Below are 25,647 nucleotides of genomic sequence, written 5' to 3' on the forward strand. Positions count from 1 at the left end.
AGAACCCTCACCGATTCCGGCAACGACCCACCACACCGGCCCCACGAAGCCACGTCGGAATCAACCTCCCCGAAAAACCAACCAAACAACCCACCCACTGACTCCACACAGTTTGACAACCTGCGAGCCCGAGGGATGTGAGTGAGCGTTGAGCGGAGTGGATTAAAAGCTGGACGCCGGCACTCTGGCGAGTACCGGCGTCGAACGTTTCTGCTTGAGCAGGAGCCCCGGAGCTTAGGCTCCGACGATCGCGGAGCCGATGAAGGGGTCAACGGCCAAGGCGATGAAGAGCAAGGTCAGGTAGCTGATGGAGCCGTGAAAGACCTTCATGGCGCCCTTGTTGGAGACGTCGCCACCCTGTGCACGCTTGTACAGAGCATGGCTTTCGTAAAGGAACCAAGCCCCGGCGGCAACGGCGACGATCGTGTAGACCCAGCCGGCCCCACCAACGGGCACCATCAGCAACGAGCAGGCAACCATGGCCCAGGCGTAGAGGACAACCTGGACCGAGACCACTTTGGCTCCGGCGATCGCGCCCAGCATAGGTACTTTCGCGTTGCGGTAGTCCTCGCCGTAACGCATGGACAGAGGCCAGTAGTGGGGAGGTGTCCAGAGGAAGATCACCATGAAGAGCACGATTGCCGGCCACTCGACAGTGTTGGTGACAGCGGCCCAAGCGATCAGGACCGGGAAGCATCCGGCTGCTCCGCCCCACACGATGTTCTGGGCTGTGCGGCGTTTCAGGATCATGGTGTAGATGACCACGTAGAAGACAATGGCGCCGAGCCCAAGCCAGGCGGACAGCGGATTGGCGCCGAACCACAGGATGGCGATCGATGCCGCGCCAAGAATCCAAGCGAAAATCAGGGCCTCGCGGGGCGTGACTTCACCGGTGACCAGCGGACGCTTTTCAGTACGGTGCATCAGTTTGTCGATGTCGCGGTCAATGTAGCAGTTGAAGACACCCGCACTGCCCGCGGCAAAGGCGCCACCTACGAGGGTGGCCAGAATCAGGCCGATGGACGGGAAGCCGCGTTGGGCGAAGATCATGGTGGGCAAAGTACTGACCAGGAGCAGTTCGATGACACGGGGTTTGGTCAGTGCCAGATACGCCTTGAATTTACGGGACATTCCAACGCTTCCCCGGGCCGGGGAAGCGTTGACGGGCGTATCAGTTGTGCTCACGGCGGCAGTCACTCTGTTCTATGCTCTGGGGTTCTCACAGCGGCTGCCGTCCCTGTTGTTGAAAGCAAACACGGGCGCATGAACCGCTGGTGGCCTCCAAATATCATACCGTGGCCGGAAGTGACCCGTTGTCCGCAAAATTCGTCAATGTTTCAGAATCTTCACTCCTTCGCCGGGCCGTGGTGATTCATATAAGGGAATTTCTGTCCAGTTAGTGGGATTCCCTGAGTTCCATGACACGTTTAGGGCTAAGCTGTTGAGCAGATCAGCACACGTTGACGATCCGGGAAACCGTATTCTTGGATATCCGTGCGTCTGGATGAGAGATCAACGTTTCAATGGTGAACGGCTGGTAGACACATTGCAGCGGGCGCCATCCTGTGCTTCCTGCGTGCCGTGTCCGTACGCCTGCCGTCAGCACAGAGAGGGGCTCGGTTTTCGTGCCACATTTGGAAGAGCAAGAACTGTCATGGACCGATCTGGACAAGAAGGCAGTTGACACCGTTCGCGTGTTGGCCGCCGACGCCGTGGAGAAGGTCGGCAATGGCCACCCTGGTACGGCAATGAGCTTGGCTCCGGCAGCGTACCTGCTGTTCCAGAAGCTGATGCGCCACGATCCCAAGAACCCGGACTGGATCGGCCGCGACCGGTTCGTCCTGTCCCCCGGTCACACCTCGCTGACCCTCTACATCCAGTTGTTCCTCTCCGGATACGGCTTGGAACTGAAGGATCTTGAGGCGCTGCGAACCTGGGGTTCGCTGACCCCGGGCCACCCCGAGTACAAGCACACCGCAGGCGTGGAAATCACCACCGGCCCGCTGGGCCAGGGCTTGGCGTCCGCTGTTGGTTTCGCATACTCCCAGCGCCGCCAACGCGGCCTGTTCGACGCCGATGCTCCCGCCGGCGAGTCGCCGTTCGACCACACCGTCTGGGTGATTGCCTCCGACGGCGACCTCCAGGAAGGCGTGACCTCCGAGGCTTCATCCCTCGCCGGGCACCAGGAGCTGGGCAACCTCGTGGTGATCTACGACGAGAACCACATCTCCATCGAAGACGACACCGACATCGCTTTCACCGAAGACGTCCTCAAGCGCTACGAGGCCTACGGCTGGCACACCCAGCGCGTTGACTGGACCAAGACCGGCGACTACGTCGAAGACGTCCAGGAACTGTACTCCGCACTGCAGGCAGCCAAGGCAGAGACGAACAAGCCGTCCATCATCTCGCTGCGCACCATCATCGGCTACCCGGCGCCGAAGAAGCAGAACACCGGCAAGATCCACGGTTCCGCCCTGGGCGCCGAGGAAGTTGCAGCACTGAAGACCGTGCTCGGTTTCGATCCGGCCAAGTCCTTCGATGTTGACGAAGAAGTCCTGGCCCATGCCCGCAAGGTCCTGGACCGTGGCGCCGAGTCCCGCGCAGCATGGCAGTCCAGCTTTGAGGCATGGCAGTCCGCCAACCCGGACGCCGCAGCCCTGCTGGAGCGCGTTGAAGCGAAGAAGTTGCCCGTGGGCATCGACGCCGCGCTTCCCGTGTTCGAAGCCGGCAAGGACGTTTCCACCCGTGCAGCTTCCGGTAAGGTCCTGAACGCGATCGGCCCGGTTCTTCCCGAACTCTGGGGCGGTTCGGCCGACCTCGCCGAGTCCAACAACACCACCATTGAAGGCTCGCCGTCGTTCATCCCGACCTCGCGCTCCACGGACGCCTGGAAGGGCAACCCGTACGGACGTGTCCTGCACTTCGGCATCCGTGAGCACGCCGCGGCATCCATCGTGAACGGCATCTCGCTCCACGGCCGTACCCGGGCGTTCTCCGGCACGTTCCTGATCTTCAGTGACTACCAGCGCCCGGCCATCCGCCTCGGCGCCCTGATGGGTGTCCCGTCCCTGTACGTGTGGACGCACGACTCCATCGGCCTGGGCGAAGACGGACCCACCCACCAGCCGGTGGAGCAGCTCGCCTCTCTCCGTGCCATCCCGGGCTTGGACGTGGTCCGCCCCGGTGACGCCAATGAGGTCTCCGCGGCCTGGAAGGCGATGCTGGAGAACCACGAGAACCCGGCAGGTATTGTCCTCACCCGCCAGAACATCCCCACCTACGCCCGCGGCGAAGGCGAAGCCAGCGGTGACACCTTCGGTTCCACCGCTGGTGTGGCCAAGGGCGGCTACGTCCTGGCCGAAGCCTCCAAGGACGGCGAAACCGTTGACGCGCAGGTCATCCTGATCGGCACCGGTTCGGAAGTCCAGCTCGCAGTGCAGGCCCGTGAAGCGCTCCAGGCTGAAGGCATCGCAGCACGCGTTGTGTCCATGCCCTGTGTTGAGTGGTTCAACAAGCAGGACGAGGCCTACCGCGAGTCCGTCCTCCCGGCCGCCGTGAAGGCCCGTGTCTCCGTTGAGGCAGGCCTCGCGCTCGGCTGGAAGGAATTCGTCGGCGACGCCGGCCGTTCCATCTCCCTGGAACACTTCGGCGCCTCGGCCGACTACAAGCGCCTGTTCAACGAATTCGGCATCACCGCCGAAGCCGTTGCCGCCGCTGCCAAAGACTCCCTCGCAGACTCGAACGCATAACAGTCTGCTTCCCTCTCACAGGAGAAAAACACATGTCTAGCACTCCCACGCAGCAGCTCTCTGACGCCGGCGTTTCCATCTGGCTCGATGACCTCTCCCGCACCCGCCTCGATTCCGGCACCCTGCAGAAGCTCATCGACGAAAAGAACGTTGTTGGCGTAACCACCAACCCGTCAATCTTCCACGCCGCCATCACCTCCGGCACGGACTACGACGCCACCATCGCAGCGCAGGCCGCGGCGGGCGCCAGCGTCGAAGAGACCATTTTCGAAATCACCACTACTGACGTCGCCGACGCCTGCGATCTCTTCGCACCGGTTGCAGCCGCCACCAATGGTGTGGACGGTCGTGTCTCCATCGAGGTGGACCCCCGCCTGGCATGGGACACCGCAGGTACCATCGCCGAGGCCAAGAACCTCTACGCCAAGGTCAACAAGGACAATGTCCACATCAAGATCCCGGCAACCCTGGAAGGCCTCGAAGCCATCACGGCAACCCTGGCCGAGGGCATCAGTGTCAACGTGACGCTGATCTTCTCCCTGGAGCGCTACCGCGCGGTCATCAACGCCTTCCAGTCCGGCCTTGAGCAGGCCAAGGAGAACGGCCACGACCTCTCCAAGATCCACTCCGTGGCTTCGTTCTTCGTCTCCCGCGTGGATACCGAGATCGACAAGCGCCTTGACGCCATCGGCACCGACGAAGCCAAGGCACTCAAGGGTAAGGCAGGCGTTGCGAACGCACGCCTGGCTTACCAGGTCTACGAAGAGCTCTTCTCCACCGAACGCTGGGCAGTGCTCGCCGAAGCCGGCGCCCTCCCCCAGCGCCCCCTGTGGGCCTCCACCGGCGTGAAGGACCCGGCATACCCGGACACCCTCTACGTGACCGAGCTCGTTGCGGCCGGCGTGGTCAACACCATGCCCGAAAAGACGCTCGACGCCACGTTCGACCACGGAGTAGTCACCGGCGACACCATCACCGGCACCTACGACGAAGCGAACGAGACCCTCAACGCCCTCGAAGCCCTCGGCGTCTCCTACAACGACGTCGTCACCCTTCTCGAGACCGAAGGTCTTGAGAAGTTTGTGGGCTCTTGGAAGGAACTCCTCGCCGACGTTGAAGGCGCACTCGTCACCGCACGGAAGGCTTCCTAACCCACTATGAGCACAATCAGCTACGACGCCAGCGGTGCCGCCCAGCAGGCAATCGCCCAGCATATTGACGGCTTGGTCGAAGAGAAAATCGCTACCCGGATTTTCGCCAAGGACCACACGTTGTGGGGACCGGATGCAGAGTCTGAGTCCGCTATCCGCCTTGGCTGGGTAGAAGCCGCCACCGTATCCGAGGCACTGGTCGGGAACATTCTGGAGCTTCGTGACGCCCTCCGCGCCGACGGCGTTTCCCGCATTGTCCTTTGTGGCATGGGTGGGTCTTCCTTGGCTCCTGAGGTTATTGCCGGTACCGCCGGCGTCGAGCTGACTGTGCTTGACAGCACTGACCCTGAACAGGTCAGCGCTGCTTTGAACGACCGGCTGGAGGAGACGGCAATCGTCGTTTCCTCCAAGTCGGGTTCCACCGTTGAGACTGATTCCCAGCGGCGGGTGTTCGAAAAGGCGTTCAACGACGCCGGAATCGACGCCAAGAGCCGCATCATCATCGTCACGGACCCGGGCTCCCCCCTGGACCAGGCTTCCCGCGAGGCGGGCTACCGCGCCGTGTTCAACGCTGACCCCAACGTGGGTGGACGCTTCTCGGCACTGACCGCTTTCGGCCTGGTCCCCTCCGGACTCGCAGGTGTGGACATCCAGGCTTTCCTGGACGAGGCAGAAGAAGCCGCAGAGATCCTCAATGAAGACTCTGCGGACAACATTGGTCTGGCCCTTGGCATTGCCCTGGGTGGTACCAGCCCGCTGCGCAACAAGATTGTCATCGCGGAAGACGGCTCCGGCATTGTCGGTTTCGCCGACTGGGCCGAGCAACTCATCGCTGAATCCACGGGCAAGCTGGGCACTGGTGTGCTGCCGGTCGTAGCCGGACCCGACTCCCCGGAAGCCCTGAACGGGGCCGAGGACGTCTTGGTGGTGCGGCTGGTAGGTGCGGATGCCGACGTCGAACTTCGCGATAATGAAGTGGCAATTGCCGGTGGGCTGCCCTCCCAGATGTTCGTCTGGGAGTTTGCCACGGCAGTCACCGGTCGGCTCCTGGGCATCAACCCGTTTGACCAGCCCGACGTCGAAGCTGCCAAGGTGGCTGCGCGCGGCCTGCTGGATGCCCGCCCCGAACCTCCTTCCGGATGCGCCGATCGTGGCGTGGTGGCCGCACGGCGCCCCGGAAAGCGCGTGTGAGACCTCCATCGGCCGGATCGCGCACCGCCGCATCACCGATTCGGCCAACGAACCAGACCCCCGCCTCGCGCTGGAAACCATCCGCGCCACCTACAAAGCAGGCGACACCGACCTCGCCTGGACCCGCCTGACCAACTGGCGCATGCAACTCGCCGCAGTTTTCGACCAGGTTGATAGTGACCCTGTCTCCGCTGTAGCCGTTGAAGGTGCTTCCGACTCCCCCAGCACCCTGCTGCTGGCCGCTTGGCTGAGCCTGGCTCTGGAGGCTCCCGTCACGATTGTGGCCGACCCCGCAGGTACCGGCATCCGCCGTGTGAGGCTGACGCGTGCCAGTGGTGACGTCCAACTCTTCCGTCCGGGCCTGTCCGTTGCAGAACTGACCCAGCCCGGGCAGCCCGCGCAACGCATCACCCTCCCCCGCAGAAGCCTCAAAGACTGCCTCGCCGAAGAACTCCGCCGGCTCGACCCCGACGAAGTCTTCGGAGAAGTGATTACGATGGGACTGCCACTTACCAGCCAGAGGAGAGTCCAGACCAGTGCACGCTGAGCCAAGAGTTAGCATTCACCCCGATTCCAAGGTGTTGATGGCCGCTATTGCGGCCCGATTGATCACCAAGCTCGTGGATGTCCAGGACAAGCACGGTGAAGCGACGGTGGTGCTTACCGGTGGAACCATTGGCATTGGGACCCTGAAGGCTGTGGCGGACTCCGCCGCCGCGCCTGCAGTGGATTGGTCGCGGGTGAACTTCTGGTGGGGTGACGAGCGTTTTGTTGCCGCAGACAGCGACGACAGGAACACCCGCCAAGCACATCAGGCTTTGCTGGCTCACCTGGCGGTGGATCCCGCGCGTGTTCACGAACCCGGATCCACGGATCAGTTCGCCACAGCGGACGAAGCTGCTGCTGCCTATGCGGAGGAGCTGAAGTCCGCAGCCGAGGCCGAGCATTCGGCTGATACCTCCGATGACAGGCCCGAACAGCCGGGCATTCTTCCCCGCTTCGACATCCTTCTTCTTGGCGTGGGGCCGGATGCCCATGTGGCTTCGCTGTTCCCGGAGCAGGCCGGCGTACGTGAGAAGAGCCGCACTGTGGTGGGCGTGGAGAACTCGCCCAAGCCGCCGTCGTCGCGCATCTCGTTGACGCTTCCGGCCATCAACACCGCCCAGGAAATCTGGATGGTTGTTGCCGGCGAGGACAAAGCCGGAGCAGTGGGCTTGGCCCTGGCAGGCGCCAACCCCGTTCAGGTCCCCGCAGCGGGACCCGTGGGGCGGGCCAGAACCCTATGGCTTATTGATGAGAACGCTGCGTCACGAGTCCCCCAGCAGTTGGTCCGGAAGGACCCCGCGGGCGCGTAACCTATCCAGCGCTCCAGCCAAGACAACTTCGGCGTCCTGGCTGGAGCGTCTCTCTTTAACGTAATCCAGGTGCGATTTGAAGATCTCATCTTCAGGTCTTGGTGGGGCGGGATGTCCGGGATCCCGTGTTGCGGGGGCGCCACATTTGGGGCAATCCCAGGTCCGGGGTATCTGTTCATCAGGCAGCTTGAGAAAAACAAGCCGCGTTTCGTGTCCCTTGGCGCACCAGTACGGGACGCGAATACGCGGCAGTTGTTGCCCGGGGCCATGGTCGCTCTGATGCCGTGGAGTTGAACCCTGTGTCACCCCTACGCGGGTGCCACGATATCCAGGCGTGCCATGAACCATTTTCGAACCCCTCGCGACTCGGTGGTGGGCCGTCGCGGCCAACAGGGTCAGTCTAATGCGACGTACCCGCCGGCGGCAGTAGCGCTGGGTCACACGGGCAAAGAAAAAGGGAGGCCCCTGTCGAGGAGCCTCCCTTCCTGGAACGACTAGGAGTCGCCACCCGAGGTGAATCGCATGATCAGGCCCAGGCCGATGATCACTGCGCCCCACGTTATGCCAAGAATGATGGTGAAGCGGTTCAGGTTGCGCTCGGCTACACCGGACGAACTCAATCCGGAGCTCATTCCGCCACCGAACATGTCGGACAAACCGCCGCCACGTCCCTTGTGCAGAAGGATGAGCAGCGTCAGCAGAAGGCTGGTGATGCCCAGCAGGATCTGCAGAATGACTTGAAGAACGTCCACGACGGCCTTTCGAAGAAGCGGAAAACGGGAGCCGGACTAGTCCGTGACGAGGTGGCTCTCGAACCTGACAATGTTAGCAAACTCAGCGGGGTCCAGGCTGGCGCCACCCACAAGCAATCCGTCAACATCGCTTTCGGCCATGATGGCGGCAGCATTGTTGGCTTTGACAGAGCCGCCATAAAGGAGGCGTGTCTTCTCAGCGACGGTCTGGTCGAAGAGTCCGGCAAGCTCGGCGCGGATGGCTGCACACATTTCCTGTGCGTCTTCAGGGCCTGCGACTTCGCCGGTGCCGATGGCCCAAACAGGTTCATAAGCGACAACGAGTTCAGCAGCTTGTTCGGCGGTGATTCCTTCAACGCCGGCTCGGAGCTGAGCCAACGTGTGCTCCACGTGTGTCCCGGCTTGACGGATGTCAAGGCCCTCGCCGACGCAGAGTACCGGAGTGACCCCGTGACGGAATGCGGCCTGGACCTTGGCGTTCAAGACGTCGTCGGACTCGTTGTGGATGGTGCGGCGTTCGCTGTGGCCAACCAGGACGTATGCACAGCCCAGCTTGCTCAGGAACTGACCGGAGATATCCCCCGTGTAGGCGCCGGAGTCGAACTGGGAAAGGTCCTGGCCACCGTAGACGACGTCCAGTTCGTCTCCCTGGACCAAAGTCTGGACACCGCGGAGGTCAGTGAACGGAGGAAATACGGCCACCTCGGCACGGTTGTAGTCGTGCTTGGCGTCGGACAGTGTCCAGGCCAGCTTCTGCAGCAAGGTGATGCCCTGGACGTGGTCCATGTTCATCTTCCAGTTACCGGCGATGAAGGGTTTGCGGACGAAGTTGCCGTTGGCAGAGGTAGTCACATGAACTCCAAAGAATGCGTTGAAATATGGAACGACCGGCAGGACGCAGGTGGCGCCCCGCCGGTAGGTTGATGTTTAGCGGTCCAGGACGCTCAGGCCAGGAAGTTCCTTGCCCTCAAGGTATTCCAAGCTGGCGCCACCTCCGGTGGAGATGTGGCCGAACTGTGAATCCTCGAAACCGAGAGTGCGGACTGCTGCAGCGGAGTCGCCACCGCCAACCACGGTGAAAGCACCTGTGTCCGTCAAGGCCTGCGCGATGGCTCGGGTGCCGCCGGAGAAGGCTTCGAATTCGAAGACACCCATGGGGCCGTTCCAGAACACGGTCTTGGCGCCTGCGATCTGGGCTGCGAATGCCGATGCGGATTCCGGGCCGATATCAAGGCCAATTCCGGAAGCACCGAAACGGCTGTCTTCAATGGCGTCTGCCTTGACGACCTCGTGCTCAGCGTCAGGGGCGAAGCGGCTGGCGACCACAACGTCTGTGGGGATCACGAAAGACGTACCGGCCTCGGACGAGCGCTTGAGGTAATCCTGGACGACCGGAATCTGGTCTTCCTCAAGGAGGCTGCCCGCCACCTTGTGTCCGGCTGCTGCAAGAAAGGTGAAAAGCATGCCGCCGCCAACCAAGATGGTGTCAGCCTTGCCCAGCAGGTTGTCGATGACTGCCAGCTTGTCCGAAACCTTGGAGCCACCAAGAACCACCACGTAGGGACGCTGGGTATCGGTGGTGAGCTTCCGAAGAACCTCCACCTCGGTGTGCACAAGATCGCCCAGGTAGGAAGGGAGTCGGGTAGCGACGTCGAAGACGCTGGCGTGCTTCCGGTGGACAGCTCCAAAGGCGTCATCGACGAATGCGCCGTTGGCTCCAGTGAGTGCAACCAGCTCATCAGCGAATGCGCCGCGCTCGGCGTCATCCTTGCTGGTTTCGCGGGCATCGAACCGAACGTTTTCCAAGACGAGAACGTCGCCGTCCTGGAGACCGGCTGCCAGCTCCTTGGCGGAGTCCCCCACAGTATCTTTGGCCAGTTGGACTGTGAAGTCCGCGAGCTCCGCCAGGCGGGCCGCAGCAGGCTGCAGGGAGTACTTGTCCTCGGGGGCACCCTTGGGGCGGCCGAGGTGGGCGGTTACGAGCACACGGGCACCGGCGTCCGAGAGCTTCTTGAGGACCGGGAGGGAGGCCTTGATGCGGCCGTCGTCGGTCACTGCAGAGCCGTCGAGCGGCACATTCAGGTCACTTCTGACCAGAATGTACCGCCCGCGGACACCTTCAGCGATGAGTTCGTTGAGGGTGTGAGATGTCATGTGTCTACCCTAGCCCAGCTTGGATGCGACGAGCTCCGTGAGGTCTACGAGGCGGTTGGAGTAACCCCACTCGTTGTCATACCAGGAAACAACCTTGACCTGGTTGCCGATGACCTTGGTAAGGCCGGAATCGAAGATGGACGAGGCGGGGTCTCCGACGATGTCCGAGGAGACGATCGGAGCGTCCGTGTAGGACAGGATGCCGGCCCACTGCTCGGACTCTGCTGCAGCCTTCACAGCGGCATTGACTTCCTCAACCGTGACTTCGCGCGAAACCGTGACCGTAAGGTCCGTTGCCGAGCCGGTGGGCACGGGCACGCGGATGGCGTAGCCGTCGAGCTTGCCCTTGAGTTCCGGCAGGACCAGGCCGATTGCCTTGGCCGCACCGGTGGAGGTGGGAACCATGTTGATGGCGGCAGCGCGGGCACGGCGGAGGTCGCCGTGCGGGCCGTCCTGCAGGTTCTGGTCAGCCGTGTAAGCGTGGACCGTGGTCATGAGGCCACGCTCGATGCCGAAGGCGTCGTTGACAACCTTGGCCAGCGGGCCAAGGCAGTTGGTGGTGCAGGATGCGTTGGAGATGATGTTGTGCGCTGCGGGGTCATAGAGCTCGTGGTTGACGCCCATGACGATGGTGATGTCTTCGTCGCTGGCAGGTGCCGAGATAAGGACCTTCTTGGCGCCGGCGTCGATGTGCTTCTGCGCTGCCGCTGCCTTGGTGAAGAAGCCGGTGGACTCGATGACGATGTCCACGCCAAGCTCGCCCCAAGGGAGGTTGGCGGGATCGCGCTCAGCAAGAACCTTGATGGACTTGCCGTCGACTACCAGGTTTCCATCGACAACTTCCACGGTCTGGGCGAGGCGTCCACCAACGGAGTCGTACTTCAGGAGGTGGGCGAGCGTCTCGGGGCTGGTGAGGTCGTTTACTGCCACGATCTCAAGGTCTGCGCCCTGGGCCAGTGCTGCGCGGAAGTAGTTACGGCCGATGCGGCCGAAGCCGTTAATACCAATACGGGTGGTCACTATGTGTCAATCTCCTTGGTGCTCTTGCAAGCACGCCTAGTGAGTCGGATCAAATATTTCCAACTAACAGACCCCGCACGTCTTTGGGCAGAGGTGATTATCAGATCGGAGGGCGACCAGCCACGTTGCTGAAGGCTAACCGCCTTCCGTGATCCATCTTACGTTTAACTAAGCCTGCCCCCGCAACTGCGGAGGCAGGCTTTTGAGCATTTGGCCCGAATTCACGCTAAAGGTGACTTTTATTACATCTGCGTGAACCGGAACTCACCAACTAGAGGACGATGAGGCCCGTAGCGTTGGCGCGGGCAGCTTCGAAGCGCTTGGCGACGTCTGCCCAGTTGACGATGTTCCAGAATGCCTTGACGTAGTCAGCCTTGACGTTGACGTAGTCCAGGTAGAAGGCGTGCTCCCACATGTCCAACATCAGCAGCGGGGTGGTGCCCACTGCCACGTTGCCCTGCTGATCGTAGAGCTGCTCAATGAGCAGGTTTCCACCGATGGGCTCGTAAGCCAGGAAAGCCCAGCCGGAACCCTGCAGGCCCAGCGCAGCTGCGCTGAACTGTGCACGGAAAGCATCGAACGAGCCGAAGGCGTCGTCAATGGCGGCAGCGAGTTCGCCTTCGGGCTTGTCGCCGCCGTCCGGGGAGATGTTGTTCCAGAACACGGAGTGGTTGATGTGACCGCCGGTGTGGAACGCAAGGTCCTTGGAAAGGCGGTTGATGTTGGCAAAATCATTGTTCTCGCGCGCTTCGGCCAGCTGCTTGAGCGCGTTGTTGGCGCCTGCAACGTAAGCGGCATGGTGCTTGCTGTGGTGCAGCTCCATGATCTTTGCCGAAATGTGCGGCTCGAGTGCTGCGTAGTCGTAGCCGAGCTCGGGCAGAACGTACTCTGTCACGAAATCCTCCAATGTAATGGACTCACGTCCGGGTTGGTAACTCTCGTTATTTCATCCGGCCAGCGGGCCGGCCGGAAATCCTTGGCGAAGAAAACTGCGCTTGCCTCCTTCGGGAACAACCCGCGGTGGCCTCGCAGTATTTCCTCCGCACTTTCTCGATTCTAGGGGTGCGCCCTACTCGTCCATCATTTCGGGAGTCACATTTGCCTCGGTCCCCGGAATGCCCAAATCCACAGCTCGTTTGTCCGCCATGGCCAGGAGCCTTCGGATACGGCCGGCAATGGCGTCCTTGGTCATGGGCGGATCGGCCAGTCGGCCGAGTTCATCAAGGCTTGCCTGCTTGTGGGCCACCCGAAGCTCCCCCGCGTACTTGAGGTGGTCCGGGACGTCGTCTCCCAGGATTTCCAACGCGCGGTCCACCCGGGCGCCGGCTGCCACAGCGGCTTGCGCCGAGCGGCGAAGATTGGCGTCATCAAAGTTGGCAAGCCTGTTGGCGGTGGCCCGGACTTCCTTTCGCATCCGCCGTTCTTCCCAAACCATCAGGGCGTCATGGGCACCCATGCGTGTCAGGAGAGCAGCGATGGTGTCGCCGTCGCGAATCACCACACGGTCAACCCCACGAACTTCACGCGCCTTGGCCTGGATCCCGAGGCGGCGGGCTGCACCGACCAATGCCAGAGCGGATTCAGGTCCGGGACATGTCACTTCCAGGGAAGAAGACCGCCCCGGTTCCGTCAAGGAGCCATGGGCAAGGAAAGCGCCCCGCCATACCGCCTCGGCATCTGCGGCGGAGCCGTTCACCACAGCTGACGGAAGGCCCCGGACAGGGCGGCCACGGCCATCCAGCAAGCCCGTTTGCCGGGCAAGCGCCTCCCCGTCACGTACAACGCGGACGACGTAACGGCTCCCCCGGCGCAACCCTCCGCCGGAGACAACGATGATTTCGCTCTGATGCCCATAGACTTCCGCAATCGCTGCGCGGAGGCGACGTGCGGTGGAAGCGAGGTCCACCTCAGCCTCGATGACGATCCGTCCCGAAATAATGTGCAAGCCGCCCGCAAAACGCAGCATTGCCGAAACTTCCGCCTTACGGACAGAAGATTTCTTGATGTCCAGCCGGGACAGTTCGTCCTTGACCGACGCAGTAAGTGCCATCGCGTGTTCCTAACTGTTCCCGAAAATATCGTGGTACGCCGCTGCCAACAGCAGTGGATCATGGACGGGGCGGCGCCTCGACGCCCCTACTCTACCCAACACCACTTCGGCGCCGATCATCGCAGCGGCCTTCTCAAAGGCCTTGAGATCCTGCACGGCCGCAGGATCAGCCAGCACCACGTCCACCGTGAACTCAGGTGCATAGCGGCGCAGGACATCCAGGTGGTCCGCAGCCGTCATGCCGGAGGTTTCCTTGGTTTCCACATCCAGGTTCATGGTGAGGCAGCGCTTGGCGGCGGTGTCTCCCAGGGCCCGTCGAAGTTCGGGGAGCAGCAAGTGCGGCAGAACCGACGTGTACCAGGAACCGGGGCCCAGAATGACCCAATCAGCCAGCTCAATCGCGGTGAGTGCCTCGGTACAGGCAGGAGCTGCTTCGGGCAGGAGCCTGACTTCTTCCAGCTTTCCTGCAACAGCACATTTTGCCTGCCCCCGAACCGTCTGCAGTTCTTGTCCGCCGTCGGGCAACTGGACGTGGGCCTTGCCCTCTATGGTGAGGGGAACGCTGGACATGGGGAGCACTTGACCGCGGGCACCCAGTAACGCTCCGGCCCACTTCAGGCCGGCAACGGTGTCGCCCAGCAGTTCCCATAGCGTGACGATGAGCAGGTTGCCCATGGCATGGTTGTCCAGTGAACCGCCTTTAGCCGAACCGGCTTCGAAGCGGTGTTGCATGACGTCCCGCCATGTCCTGCCCCAGTCGGTGTCATCGCACAGGGCGCTCAACGCCATCCGCAGGTCTCCGGGCGGGAGGACGCCGTACTCATCCCGTAGACGCCCGGAACTGCCGCCGTCGTCCGCAACTGTGACAATTGCCGTCAGCTCCGAGGTGAGCAGCCGAAGGGCGGACAACGAAGCCGCCAGACCGTGACCGCCTCCCAAGGCGACCACGGAGGGGCTCTTCTTCTGCTGACTGCCGGGAACGCCCTTGGGCGGAATGAGTGGCAATGGCCCCGTCAGAACCCCCACTATTCGCGTCCCAAGTCGCGGTGGGTGGTGGTCACGGTGACGCGCGGGTATTGCGCCAGGCGCTTGGACAGTTCCATGGCGACCGCCACCGAACGGTGTTTGCCACCTGTGCAGCCAACAGCCAGTGTGGCGTAATGCTTGTTCTCCTGGCGGTAGCCGTCCAGGACTGGCTCCAATGCCCGGACATAACGGTCCACGAACTCCTGGACACCCGCCGCGCCGAGGACATAGTCACTGACGTCCTCATCCAGGCCGGTATGGGGCCGAAGCTGCGGAACCCAGTGCGGGTTGGGAATGAAGCGGGCGTCGGCAACGAAATTTGCATCCACAGGCAGCCCGTACTTGAAACCAAAGCTCATGACGTTCAGGCGAAGTGTTACTGGCCCTGTATCGCTGAACAATTCCGTGATGGCAGTGGCCAGGCCATGGACGTTGAAGTCCGAGGTGTCCAGGACGACGTCGGCGTGTTCGCGCAGTTCGCGCAGTACCTCGCGCTCGATCCCGATGCCGTCCAGGATCCTCCCACCGCCCTGCAGCGGATGCGGGCGACGCCCCTGCTCGAACCGGCGGACCAGGACGTCGTCGTTGGCGTCAAGGAACAGCACCCGGAAAGTGATGCCGCTCGCACTCAGGGCACCCAACGCAGTTTGGATGTCCGTGAAAAGGTCCTTGCTCCGAACGTCCACCACTACGGCCAGCTTGGGAATCGACTTGGGCGCATGAGAGACAATTTCGGCCAAAGTCCCCAGCATCTGCGGAGGAAGGTTGTCAACGACGTACCAGCCGTGATCCTCCAAGGCATCCGAAGCGGTGCTGCGTCCGGCACCCGACATGCCGGTAACCACCAACAGCTCCGCCTCCGGTGGTTTAACGGGCGTCAGGCCGTCCCGCTTAGGGCCGGACCCTGCCGTAGCCTCATCCATCAATTGTCCCCGTTTCGTAGGAAGTGGTCATTCAAAAGATCATGCCCGGCGCCTGAGTCGCCGTGGTTCAAGCAGCCGGTTATAGACGGCTTGTGACTCGTCTGTGCCGACCGGCCAAGTTCTTACCCTAGCTAAGATTCAAGGATTTCGCCGGTGGTCATGTTCACTGCCGGCGCCGTTTCCGCCGCGTCCGCGGATGCACCAAGGTGTTGGGCCACTGCGGCAGCCAACGCCGGCCCGATGCCCTTGGCAGAGGTGAGCTCCTCCACTGACGCGGCCTTGATCTTCTTGAGTGAACCAAAATGTGCCACCAAGGCCTTGCGTTTCGCCTCACCCAAGCCGGGGACACCGTCCAGGACAGAAACGGTCATGGCTTTGCCCCGCTTCTGGCGGTGGAAGGTGATGGCAAATCGGTGGGCTTCGTCACGGATCCTTTGCAGCAGATACAGCCCCTGGGACGTTCGGGGCAGGATCACGGGGAAAGCGCTGTCAGGCAGCCAGACTTCCTCAAGCCGTTTGGCCAGACCCACCACGTAAACATCGTCAATGCCCAACTCCGCCAGGGCGCGGGCCGCTGCATTAACCTGCGGCTGGCCGCCGTCCACCACCACCAGGTTGGGCGGGTAGGCGAACCTGGCCTTCGGAGCGGGAACATCAGGGTCCGACGTCGGCGCTTCAGTGGTGGTCTTGGTACCAGTCCGTGTGGGGTTGATGATCTCGCCGGAAATGATGGGGACTTGGGCGGCTTTGTCGTTCAAGTAGTGCCTGAACCGACGGGTAAGGACGTCGTGCATCGCGGCGGTATCGTCGGCTGCCGCCGCGCCCGTGATAGAGAACTTCCGGTAGTCCGACTTCTTGGGCAAACCGTCTTCCACCACCACCATGGAGGCCACTACGTTGGTTCCTTGGACGTGGGAGATATCGAAGCACTCAATCCTGAGCAAGGGAATCGGAATCTCCAAGGCCTCCTGCAGTTCCTGGAGGGCAAGGGACCGGACAGTAATGTCCCCCGCGCGCCGTGTCTTATGCAGTTTCAATGCTTGCTCTGCATTCTCGCGCACGGTGGACATCAAGGCGGCCTTGTCACCGCGCTGAGGGACCCTAATGTCCACCTTTGCTCCGCGCAAGCCACCTAGCCATTCGCCAAGCTCGGCATGGTTGCTGGGGTTCTCCGGAACCAGGACCTCCCGGGGGATCCGGCCCTGAACCTCGCTGTCTTCTCCGTAGACTTGCTGCAGCAGATGTTCGATGAGTTCCGGCGTCGTGGCGTCTTCCACCTTTTCCACCACCCAGCCGCGCTGCCCGCGGACGCGGCCACCGCGAACGTGGAACACCTGGACTGAAGCTTCGAGCTCATCCTCGTGCAGGGCGAAGACGTCCGCGTCGGTATCTTCGGCGAGGACCACGGCGTTGCGTTCAAAGACCTTGCGGAGCGCGATGATGTCATCCCTGAGTCCTGCTGCACGCTCGTAGTCCAGTTCGGCAACGGCGCCGGACATGTCCTTTTCCAGACGGCTGATGAAGCGTTTGGCCTCGCCGCCCATGAAGGAACAGAAATCTTCTGCGAGCCCACGGTGTTCTTCCGGGGTAACGCGCCCGACGCAGGGGGCCGAGCATTTGTCGATGTAACCCAGGAGGCAGGGCCGTCCGCTGGACTCCGCACGTTTGAAGACGCCTGCGCTGCAACTCCGCACGGGGAAAACCCGCAGAAGAGTGTCCATGGTTTCCCTGATGGCACCGGCAGTGTAGGGGCCAAAGTACCGGGTCCCTTTCCTTCGTTCCCCTCGCATGACCTGCACCCTGGGGTATTTCTCCCCCATGGTGACCGCGAGGTAGGGGTACGTTTTGTCATCCCGGAACACCACATTGAACCGTGGCTTGAATTCCTTGATCCAGGTGTATTCCAGCTGCAAAGACTCCAGCTCGCTGGCCACCATGGTCCATTCAACGCTGCTGGCGGCGTGAACCATTGCATGGGTCTTGGGAAGGAGGCCCGCAGGGTTGGCGAAGTAGGAGTTCAGCCTTGAGCGGAGGTTTTTTGCCTTGCCCACATAGATAACGCGACCGTGGGGGTCTCGGAAACGATAGACACCTGGGGTGGTGGGAATTTCACCCGTTTGGGGCCGGTAACTTGCTGGATCTGCCACGATTCCAGTCTAGTGAACCGGAACGACACTCATTGCCACGGTGTGCACGGACACTGCCTGTTCTGTCCCGGAACTCAGTCGACAGACTTGCTCTGGTTGTAACTCGTGGACCGTTCCTGGCCGCTGAGGACTGCAATGGCATCCATGATTTTGTCAGTGACTTCGCGCCGCGCCGGCAATGAATGGTCCGGGCCGGTCTTATCGAAGTAGAGGGGCTCGCCCACCTTCATGGTGAAGTGCTGCGGGCGGACCGCGTTCTTGTCCGCAGGCTGCAATTTCTCGGTACCAATCAACCCCACCGGGATCACCGGAGCGCCGGTGGTGAGAGCAAGCCAACCCACGCCCGTCCTGCCACGGTACAGAATGCCGTCCCGGGACCGGGTGCCCTCAGGGTATATACCAATGCCCTTGCCGGATTCCAGGATGTCCAGGAGTGTTTTAAGCGCTTGCACGCTGGCAGCCTGTTCGCCACGCTCAACGGGAATGGAACCCACGGCCTCGAAAAACGACTTCATCACGGCACCCTTGACGCCTTTGGTGGTGAAGTACTCGGCTTTGGCAAAAAAAGCGACCGGTCGGGGCATCAGGGCCTGAACGATGACGCTGTCCAGGAAGGAGAGATGGTTGGGGGCCACGATGAAAGGCCCCTCCTTGGGAACGTTCTCCAGCCCAATAACCGTAGGCCGGCACGTGGAAGAAATCAGGCCACGGGTTGTCCACCGGATCGCATCAAAGACTGCCATCGTTTTGTACCTCGCTCAGGGCTGCCGTACGGACAGCGTCAAGTTCTTCAATTGTGGTGCGCAGCTCAAGGGCAGTGGCCACAACGGCGACTGCCCCGGCTTCCTCGAGTTCACCTTCGGGAGCGAATCCCCAACTGACCCCGATGCAGTCCAGCCCGTTGGCCAATGCGCCGACGACATCCTGGTGCCTGTCCCCTACCATGACGGCAGGCTGGGAATGAAGGTCCTTCAATGCCGCCCCGACGATCTCAACCTTGCCCGGCGCTGTATTGGCACCCAGGGATTCGTCATCTGCGGCCCCACGTATGGAGACGAAGAAGTCAGCAATTTTATGATGCTCCAGCACCAGGCGTGCAATCGACTGCGGCTTCTGTGTTGCGACCGCCACTGGCCTGCCGGTCTCCGCGAAGAATTCCAAGAGGTCGAAAATTCCCGGGTACAGCTTGCTCTGGCCAATACCGGTTTCCTTGTAATGGCGCCGGTATCGCTCAATGGTTTCATCCACCAACTCGCTGGGGACGTTCGCCAAATGCAGGAGGGAGTCGCTGAGTTTGGGGCCCACCATGGAATTCAACACCGCTTGCTCCGGAACGGGGAGGTCCATTTCCCGGAGGGCCGCAGAAATGCCTCCCGTGATACCGCCGGCAGGATCGACAAGGGTGCCGTCCAGATCGAATATTACGGGCACCGTTGTTTGAGTCACCGGGTTAGTTTCTCACGAGTAGCGGCATGCCTGAAACTCGCATGCCGCTACCGGAATACTTCCAGGGTGGTGGAGATATTCCTTCGGCGGCCCTCAGGCCACCCGTGAGTAACTATCCGAGAATCTCAGCCAGGAAGGTCGCTGTATGGCTGTCTGTTGATGTGGCCACTTGTTCCGGTGTTCCCGTGGCTACGATCTTTCCGCCGCCAGAGCCGCCATTTGGGCCGAGGTCCACAATCCAGTCCGCGGACTTGATGACATCCAGGTTGTGCTCAATGGTGATCACGGTGTTGCCCTTGTCCACCAGACCCTGAAGAACCATGAGCAGCTTGCGGATGTCCTCAAAGTGCAGGCCCGTGGTGGGCTCGTCAAGGACGTAAATGCTGCGGCCGTTGGAACGCTTCTGAAGCTCGGCTGCCAGCTTCACGCGCTGTGCCTCGCCGCCCGACAATGTGGTTGCGGGTTGGCCAAGCCTGACGTAGCCAAGGCCCACATCCACCAAGGTGTTCAAATGCCGTGCGATGGGAGTGAAGGCAGCGAAGAATTCGGCGCCTTCCTCGATGGGCATGTTGAGGACGTCGGCAATGGTCTTGCCCTTGTAGTGAACCTCAAGGGTTTCCCGGTTGTACCTGGCGCCGTGGCACACCTCGCAGGGAACATAAACATCCGGCAGGAAGTTCATCTCGATCTTCAACGTGCCGTCACCTGAACAGGCCTCACAGCGCCCGCCCTTGACGTTGAAGGAGAAGCGTCCCGGCTGGTAACCGCGTACCTTGGCTTCGGTGGTCTCAGCGAAGAGTTTCCGGATGTTGTCGAAGACACCGGTGTACGTTGCCGGGTTGGACCGGGGGGTACGGCCGATGGGGCTTTGATCAACGTGGACCACCTTGTCCAGGTGTTCGAGGCCAGCCACCGTACGGTGACGTCCTGCAACCTGCTTGGCTCCGTTGAGTTTGTTGGCGAGTACCTTGTATAGGATCTCGTTCACCAGAGTGGACTTACCGGAACCACTGACGCCGGTTACCGCCGTGAAAAGTCCCAAGGGGAAGGTGGCATCAACATTGTTGAGGTTGTTCTCCCTGGCACCAACAACCTTCAGCTCACGTTTTTTGTCGTACTTCCGGCGTTTGGTGGGCACATCGATCTTGCGGCGTCCGGCGAGGTAGTCACCCGTCAGCGAGTTGGTGTTCGCGAGGAGCTCCTTGTACGTACCGGAGTGCACCACCTGGCCGCCGTGTTCGCCGGCGCCTGGTCCGATGTCCACCACCCAGTCCGCCTCGTGGATGGTGTCTTCGTCGTGCTCCACCACAATCAGCGTGTTGCCGAGATCGCGAAGTCGGGTGAGTGTCTCGATGAGCCGCCGATTGTCACGCTGGTGCAGGCCAATGGAAGGCTCATCCAACACGTAGAGGACACCCACCAGGCCGGAACCGATTTGAGTGGCCAAACGGATGCGTTGAGCCTCGCCGCCGGACAACGTTCCCGAGGGGCGTTCCAGGTTCAGGTACTCCAGGCCCACGTCCAAGAGGAAGGTCAGGCGGGCCTGGATCTCTTTCAGGACCTGGTTGGCAATCTGGGCTTCCCGGTTGGTCAGGGTAAGGCTACCCAGGAACTCCGCGCACTCCCGCATAGGCAGCGCCGCAACTTGGGCGATCGACTTTCCGTTGATGAGCACGGACAGTGAAGCCGGGTTCAAGCGGGCGCCGTTGCACTCGGGGCAGGGAATCTGGCGCATGTACTCTTCGTACCGGTCGCGGGCCCAGTCGGAGTCTGTTTCCCCGTGCTTGCGGTGAACGTATTGGATGGCACCCTCAAAGCCGGTGCTGTACTTACGCTCACGGCCAAAGCGGTTCTTGTACTGAACAACAACTTTGTGGTCTTTGCCGTGAAGGACCGTGTTCCTGACATCCTTGGGCAGTTTTTCCCATGAGGTTTTCATGGAGAAACCAAGTTCGTCCGCCAAACCCTCAAGGAGACGGTTCCAGTACTCGGTCGTGGCTGTGCCAAGGGCCCACGGGGCAATGGCGCCTTCTCCCAGGGAGAGCTCCGGATTAGGCACGATCAGCTCTTCATCCACTTCCAGCCTGGTGCCGATGCCACTGCAAGCAGAGCAGGCGCCGAAGGGGTTGTTGAAGGAGAATGAACGGGGCTCAATCTCGTCGATGGCCAGCGGGTGCTCGTTGGGGCATGCCAAATTCTCTGAGAAGGCGCGGATACGCGCAGGATCCTCGGCATCAAGGTCCACGAATTCCACCAGCACACGGCCTTCGGCAAGGCCCAGGGCTGTCTCCACGGAATCAGTGAGGCGCTGGCTGATCTCGTCCTTGACCACCAAGCGGTCCACCACAACTTCAATGGTGTGCTTGAACTGCTTGCCGAGCTTGGGCGGATCGCTGAGCTGAACCAGTTCGCCGTCCACACGGGCGCGGGAATAGCCTTTGGCCGTCAGTTCCTTGAAAAGATCGACAAATTCACCCTTGCGTCCCCGGACGACGGGGGCCAGGACCTGGAAGCGGGTGCCCGGATCCAGCTCGAGGAGCTGATCCACAATCTGTTGTGGCGTCTGCCGGGCGATGGGCTCGCCACACACGGGGCAGTGCGGACGGCCCACGCGCGCCCACAGCAGACGCATGTAATCGTAAATTTCGGTGATGGTGCCCACCGTGGACCGCGGATTCTTGCTGGTGGACTTCTGATCAATGGATACCGCGGGAGAAAGGCCCTCGATGAAATCGACATCAGGCTTGTCCACCTGGCCAAGGAACTGGCGCGCATAAGCGGACAAGGATTCCACATAGCGACGCTGGCCTTCGGCGAAGATGGTGTCGAAAGCCAGGGATGACTTGCCCGAGCCGGAGAGTCCGGTGAACACGATCATGGCGTCGCGCGGGAGATCGAGGTCCACGTTACGCAAATTGTGTTCCCGTGCACCCTTGACCACCAAGCGGGAAAGATCCGGCTTGACGGGTTTGGTATCGGAAAGGGCGGGGACGCCGTTCAAGGCGTCCATGGCGGTATCTTCAGCTAAGGCTTTGGGCACCTACCAATGCTAATCGAAAACTTCTTCGAATTTCCATGTCGTGCCTCACACGCTACTGAGCGGTATCAGTCGGCGTCGTAGGCCGCAGCAAGAAGCTGTACGGCTTCGGCGAAAGAAGCTCCTTGGGCTTTCGAAGCGGCAGCGTATTCAGCCGCGACCCCTGCCAGAGCTCCCCAGCGGTCATCCCGTGCGCAAACCACGGTGCCGTTGCGCCCCCGGGTCGCAACGACGCCCGCTGCCTCCAACTCCTTGTAGGCACGGGCCACTGTGTGGGGTGCGACGTCGAGCATCCCGGCTAAGTTGCGGACAGGAGGGAGCTTTGCCCCAACGGCCAATGCTCCGGCATCTACGAGTTCAATGATGCGCAATCTCAACTGCTCAAAGAGCGCCACGGCACTGCCGGTGTTGGGGCGCCAGTTGCCCGGAAAATCTCCTGTAGGAGTCACGGAGTACTCCGGCCCGCTGCCGGCTCAACCCGCGGCATCTGTTGTTCGAAGCATCCTTGGTCCATGCCGAGAATTAGACCAGCGACGCCGGAATGGGACAAGCCGTCAAGGCGCAGGAAGGTGAATGCGACGCGTGGCGAAGAGCCCTGGCGGATCATGCGGGCTTTTGGGCTACAGCGAAAATTCGCCGGAACGGGAAGACCGTTCCGTGGCTCGTTGACGGGTAGGCCTCACGCAACAGTGCCGAATACTCACCTTCGAAATCAGCAGCCTCTTCCACAGTCAAGGCTGCCAATACAGGACGAAGTCCCGTGCCGCGGACCCACTCCAGTACCGGGTCTTCACCCTGCAGGACCTGTTGGTAGGTGGTCTCCCACGCGTCTGCTGCACATCCGGCGTCGAGCATGATGCCCAGGTAGTCCGCAGGACTGCCCACCGCGCCATCGTGCCTTAGCACGCCGCCCAGCCGCCCTGACCACTGAGGGGATTCAGCCAATCTCCGCATGAGCGTGTGGGACGGCGACGTGAAGTTTCCCGGTACTTGCATGGCAAACCACGCACCCGGTTTGAGGTCGCGAAGCCAACCGGCCAGCATGTCCTGATGCCCTGGAACCCATTGGAGGGCGGCGTTGGTGACCACCACCTCCGTATCCTCATCCGGATGCCACTGAGCAATGTCTCCCAGCTCGAAGGTCAGCCTGGCCGTCTTCTGTTCACGGGTCTGCTGCGGAGAGGACTCTTGTTCGAGCGACTGCTGCCGAACGGATTCGGCCCTCAGCAGCATTTCCGCCGACGAATCGATGCCCACAACGCGGGCTTCCGGCCAACGCCCGGCAAGGGTCGCCGTGAGGTTTCCCGGGCCGCAGCCGAGGTCAACCACCTTGCCCGGTCGGACGGACCCCACCCTGGCAACGAGGTCATGGAATGGCCTGTCCCGATGGTTGCCGAACTCCACGTATTTGGACGGATCCCACTTCATTGAAAGCCTCCTCGCGCTTGGCATGCCTGCTGGGCTGAGCCTAAACCGTCCGGGCACTAAGCTGGAAACCAATGAAACTTCTTGAGCAGCTCCCCGGTTCCACCGCCACAGGTCCCCTGGACCCGGACGAAATCTACACACGGTTCGTGGAGTGGACCGAGAGCCGCGGGCTGCAGCTCTACCCCGCGCAGGACGAGGCCATCATGGAGCTCGCTTCCGGCGCCAACGTCATCCTCGCCACCCCCACGGGCTCCGGCAAGTCCTTGGTGGCAATCGCAGCGCACTTCGAGGCCATGGCGCGCGGCCAGCGAAGCTACTACACCGCCCCCATCAAGGCTCTGGTCTCCGAAAAGTTCTTCGCGCTCTGTGAGATCTTTGGCGCCGAAAACGTTGGCATGATTACTGGTGATTCCGGTGTCAACCAAGATGCGCCCATCATTTGCTGCACGGCGGAAATCCTCGCCAACATCGCACTTCGCGAGGGCTCTGAGGCAGAGCTTGGCTCCGTGATCATGGACGAGTTCCACTTCTACTCCGACCCGCAACGCGGATGGGCATGGCAGGTGCCGCTCCTGGAACTCCCCCAGGCGCAGTTCGTGCTGATGTCAGCCACCCTGGGCGACGTCTCACGATTTGAGACCGGCCTGACAGCGTTGACAGGCCGCACCACCACGACTGTGAGTTCCGCGGAGCGTCCCATTCCGCTGCACTATTACTACCACCTGACGCCGGTTCACGAGACGTTGGAAGAACTGCTCTCCACCAAGCAGGTTCCTGTCTATGTAGTGCACTTCAGCCAAGCGGAAGCCATTGAGCGTGCCCAGAACCTTATGAGCATCAACATGTGCAGCCGTGCCGAAAAGGACCGGATTGCCGAGCTGATTGCGGGATTCCGGTTCGCCGCAGGATTCGGAAAAACGCTGAACAGGCTTGTTCGGCACGGCATTGGCGTCCACCACGCCGGCATGCTGCCCAAGTACCGTCGCCTGGTGGAGCAGCTCGCCCAGGCCGGCCTCCTGAAAGTCATCTGTGGCACCGATACTTTGGGCGTGGGCATCAACGTGCCCATCCGCACGGTGCTGTTGACGGCCCTCAGTAAATACGACGGCGTACGCACCAGGTCTCTCAACTCGCGGGAATTTCATCAGATTGCGGGCCGCGCGGGCCGTGCAGGTTACGACACCGCCGGCACTGTGGTGGTTCAGGCTCCGGAGCACGTGGTGGAAAACACCAAGGCCATGGCGAAGGCCACCGCCAAGTTCGGCGACGACCAGAAGAAATTGCGCCAGGTGGTGAAGAAGAAGCCGCCGGAAGGATTCGTGTCCTGGGGCGAGCCCACGTTCAAACGACTCGTCGAGTCAGTTCCCGAGCCCTTGACGTCCAGTTTCACCGTCACCCACGCGATGCTGCTGAACCTCATGGAACGCCCGGGCGACCCCTTCCAAGCCACACGGCGCCTGCTGAGTGAGAACCATGAGAGCCGCCCCGCGCAGCTCAGGCTGATGAAGAAGGCCCTGGGGATCTACCGGGAACTGTTGGCCGCCGGTGTGGTGGAACGCATTCCGGAGGAGGAGCAGGAGGCCGAGGGACGCTCCGTCCGCCTGACTGTTCATCTGCAGGCCAACTTTGCCCTCAACCAGCCACTCTCGCCCTTTGCGCTTGCTGCCTTGGAGCTCCTCGATCCAGAGTCTCCCTCCTACGCGTTGGATGTTGTCTCCGTTATCGAGTCGACGCTAGAGAAGCCGCGCCAAATTCTCTCGGCCCAGCAGAAGAAGGCCCGGGGTGAGGCAGTCGCTGCCATGAAAGCTGATGGCATCGAGTACGAGCAGCGCATGGCCATGCTGGATGAGGTTACCTATCCCATGCCGTTGGCGGAGATTCTTGGAGAGGCCTTCGAGGTTTACCGCAAAGCGGCCCCTTGGGTTGGCGACTTTGAGCTTGCTCCGAAGTCGATCATCCGGGACATGTATGAGCGTGCCATGAACTTTGGCGAGTTCGTCCAGTTCTATGGCCTGGCCCGTTCGGAAGGTATTGTCCTGCGCTATCTGGCGGATGGGTTCCGTGCGCTGAGGCAGACAGTTCCCCAGGATTCCCTCCGTGAGGATCTTGAAGACCTTATTGCGTGGTTGGGCGAGCTGGTGCGCCAAGTGGACTCAAGCCTGCTGGATGAGTGGGAGGAACTCACTTCAGGGCTCGCCCCGACCCCACATGACGC

At 61.6% G+C, this 25,647-nt stretch carries 20 protein-coding genes and 2 pseudogenes; 6 read left to right on the forward strand and 16 right to left on the reverse strand.

The features are described from left to right. Nucleotides 1-234: 234 nt before the first annotated feature. On the reverse strand, nt 235-1,197 hold the full coding sequence (locus AR689_RS09830; protein WP_062069692.1) for a heme o synthase: 963 nt from the start codon (nt 1,195-1,197) through the stop codon (nt 235-237). Nucleotides 1,198-1,625: 428 nt separating this feature from the next. Here AR689_RS09830 and tkt point away from each other — a divergent pair, with 428 nt between their 5' ends. The 5 genes and pseudogenes from tkt to pgl all read left to right on the forward strand — a co-directional run bounded on the left by tkt (nt 1,626) and on the right by pgl (nt 7,449). Continuing rightward, entirely contained in the window at nt 1,626-3,752 is a 2,127-nt protein-coding gene (tkt, locus tag AR689_RS09835) for a transketolase (RefSeq protein ID WP_231745482.1), read from the forward strand. 32 nt (nt 3,753-3,784) lie between these two features. Continuing rightward, complete coding sequence (gene tal / locus AR689_RS09840; protein WP_062069696.1) at nt 3,785-4,903, forward strand: transaldolase; 1,119 nt, start codon at nt 3,785-3,787, stop codon at nt 4,901-4,903. A gap of 6 nt (nt 4,904-4,909) precedes the next feature. Then, nucleotides 4,910-6,073: pseudogene (locus AR689_RS09845) on the forward strand (phosphoglucose isomerase-related protein); the annotation flags it as partial. After that, nucleotides 6,033-6,641 (forward strand): annotated as a pseudogene (locus AR689_RS09850) (glucose-6-phosphate dehydrogenase assembly protein OpcA); the annotation flags it as partial. The pseudogenes AR689_RS09845 and AR689_RS09850, both read left to right, overlap by 41 nt. Beyond that, a complete protein-coding gene (pgl, locus tag AR689_RS09855) occupies nt 6,631-7,449 on the forward strand; it encodes a 6-phosphogluconolactonase (RefSeq protein WP_082697878.1) in 819 nt (272 codons plus the stop codon). The pseudogene AR689_RS09850 and the gene pgl, both read left to right, overlap by 11 nt. Here pgl and AR689_RS22695 read toward each other — a convergent pair. The 15 genes from AR689_RS22695 to AR689_RS09925 all read right to left on the reverse strand — a co-directional run bounded on the left by AR689_RS22695 (nt 7,402) and on the right by AR689_RS09925 (nt 23,432). Further along, nucleotides 7,402-7,797: an RNA polymerase-binding protein RbpA gene (locus AR689_RS22695; RefSeq protein ID WP_082697880.1), complete on the reverse strand. Its 396-nt coding sequence runs from the start codon at nt 7,795-7,797 to the stop codon at nt 7,402-7,404. The genes pgl and AR689_RS22695 overlap by 48 nt on opposite strands. Before the next feature lie 146 nt (nt 7,798-7,943). Beyond that, nucleotides 7,944-8,201, reverse strand: a complete 258-nt coding sequence (gene secG / locus AR689_RS09860) for a preprotein translocase subunit SecG (RefSeq protein WP_024821019.1) — start codon at nt 8,199-8,201, stop codon at nt 7,944-7,946. A 36-nt stretch (nt 8,202-8,237) separates the two neighbouring features. Continuing rightward, nucleotides 8,238-9,053, reverse strand: coding sequence for a triose-phosphate isomerase (gene tpiA / locus AR689_RS09865; protein ID WP_062069699.1), 816 nt, complete (start codon nt 9,051-9,053; stop codon nt 8,238-8,240). Nucleotides 9,054-9,128: 75 nt separating this feature from the next. After that, nucleotides 9,129-10,355, reverse strand: coding sequence for a phosphoglycerate kinase (locus AR689_RS09870; RefSeq protein WP_062069701.1), 1,227 nt, complete (start codon nt 10,353-10,355; stop codon nt 9,129-9,131). Between the two features lie 9 nt (nt 10,356-10,364). Next, nucleotides 10,365-11,375: a type I glyceraldehyde-3-phosphate dehydrogenase gene (gene gap, locus AR689_RS09875; protein ID WP_024821016.1), complete on the reverse strand. Its 1,011-nt coding sequence runs from the start codon at nt 11,373-11,375 to the stop codon at nt 10,365-10,367. Between the two features lie 271 nt (nt 11,376-11,646). Beyond that, nucleotides 11,647-12,270, reverse strand: coding sequence for a superoxide dismutase (locus tag AR689_RS09880; protein ID WP_062069703.1), 624 nt, complete (start codon nt 12,268-12,270; stop codon nt 11,647-11,649). A 174-nt stretch (nt 12,271-12,444) separates the two neighbouring features. Next, on the reverse strand, nt 12,445-13,425 hold the full coding sequence (whiA, locus tag AR689_RS09885) for a DNA-binding protein WhiA (protein ID WP_062069705.1): 981 nt from the start codon (nt 13,423-13,425) through the stop codon (nt 12,445-12,447). Nucleotides 13,426-13,434: 9 nt separating this feature from the next. Further along, a complete protein-coding gene (locus tag AR689_RS09890; protein ID WP_062069707.1) occupies nt 13,435-14,451 on the reverse strand; it encodes a gluconeogenesis factor YvcK family protein in 1,017 nt (338 codons plus the stop codon). Continuing rightward, complete coding sequence (gene rapZ, locus AR689_RS09895) at nt 14,451-15,374, reverse strand: RNase adapter RapZ (RefSeq protein WP_062069709.1); 924 nt, start codon at nt 15,372-15,374, stop codon at nt 14,451-14,453. The genes AR689_RS09890 and rapZ overlap by 1 nt, the downstream gene beginning before the upstream one ends. Before the next feature lie 131 nt (nt 15,375-15,505). Then, nucleotides 15,506-17,521: an excinuclease ABC subunit UvrC gene (gene uvrC, locus AR689_RS09900; protein ID WP_062069711.1), complete on the reverse strand. Its 2,016-nt coding sequence runs from the start codon at nt 17,519-17,521 to the stop codon at nt 15,506-15,508. Nucleotides 17,522-17,595: 74 nt separating this feature from the next. After that, on the reverse strand, nt 17,596-18,264 hold the full coding sequence (locus tag AR689_RS09905; RefSeq protein ID WP_062069713.1) for a lysophospholipid acyltransferase family protein: 669 nt from the start codon (nt 18,262-18,264) through the stop codon (nt 17,596-17,598). Then, nucleotides 18,251-18,967: an HAD hydrolase-like protein gene (locus AR689_RS09910; RefSeq protein ID WP_062069715.1), complete on the reverse strand. Its 717-nt coding sequence runs from the start codon at nt 18,965-18,967 to the stop codon at nt 18,251-18,253. Before AR689_RS09910 ends, AR689_RS09905 begins: the two co-directional genes overlap by 14 nt. Before the next feature lie 112 nt (nt 18,968-19,079). Next, the gene (gene uvrA, locus AR689_RS09915; protein ID WP_062069717.1) at nt 19,080-22,007 is read right to left on the reverse strand and encodes an excinuclease ABC subunit UvrA; all 2,928 of its coding nucleotides are present in this window, start codon (nt 22,005-22,007) and stop codon (nt 19,080-19,082) included. A 65-nt stretch (nt 22,008-22,072) separates the two neighbouring features. After that, the gene (locus AR689_RS09920; protein ID WP_062069720.1) at nt 22,073-22,453 is read right to left on the reverse strand and encodes a GntR family transcriptional regulator; all 381 of its coding nucleotides are present in this window, start codon (nt 22,451-22,453) and stop codon (nt 22,073-22,075) included. A gap of 154 nt (nt 22,454-22,607) precedes the next feature. Then, nucleotides 22,608-23,432, reverse strand: a complete 825-nt coding sequence (locus AR689_RS09925; RefSeq protein WP_062069722.1) for a trans-aconitate 2-methyltransferase — start codon at nt 23,430-23,432, stop codon at nt 22,608-22,610. A 71-nt stretch (nt 23,433-23,503) separates the two neighbouring features. Here AR689_RS09925 and AR689_RS09930 point away from each other — a divergent pair. Beyond that, on the forward strand, nt 23,504-25,647 hold a 2,144-nt coding region (locus AR689_RS09930; protein ID WP_062069806.1), incomplete at its 3' end, for a DEAD/DEAH box helicase.

The organism is Arthrobacter sp. EpRS71 (assembly GCF_001512285.1).
In the GTDB taxonomy this organism is placed as follows: domain Bacteria; phylum Actinomycetota; class Actinomycetes; order Actinomycetales; family Micrococcaceae; genus Arthrobacter.

Coding starts and splice junctions, on each gene's coding strand:
- tal (WP_062069696.1), top strand. CDS start 3,785: ATGTCTAGCACTCCCACGCAGCAGCTCTCTGACGCCGGCGTTTCCATC.
- AR689_RS22695 (WP_082697880.1), bottom strand. CDS start 7,797: ATGGTTCATGGCACGCCTGGATATCGTGGCACCCGCGTAGGGGTGACA.
- AR689_RS09870 (WP_062069701.1), bottom strand. CDS start 10,355: ATGACATCTCACACCCTCAACGAACTCATCGCTGAAGGTGTCCGCGGG.
- whiA (WP_062069705.1), bottom strand. CDS start 13,425: ATGGCACTTACTGCGTCGGTCAAGGACGAACTGTCCCGGCTGGACATC.
- rapZ (WP_062069709.1), bottom strand. CDS start 15,374: ATGGATGAGGCTACGGCAGGGTCCGGCCCTAAGCGGGACGGCCTGACG.
- AR689_RS09905 (WP_062069713.1), bottom strand. CDS start 18,264: ATGGCAGTCTTTGATGCGATCCGGTGGACAACCCGTGGCCTGATTTCT.
- AR689_RS09925 (WP_062069722.1), bottom strand. CDS start 23,432: ATGAAGTGGGATCCGTCCAAATACGTGGAGTTCGGCAACCATCGGGAC.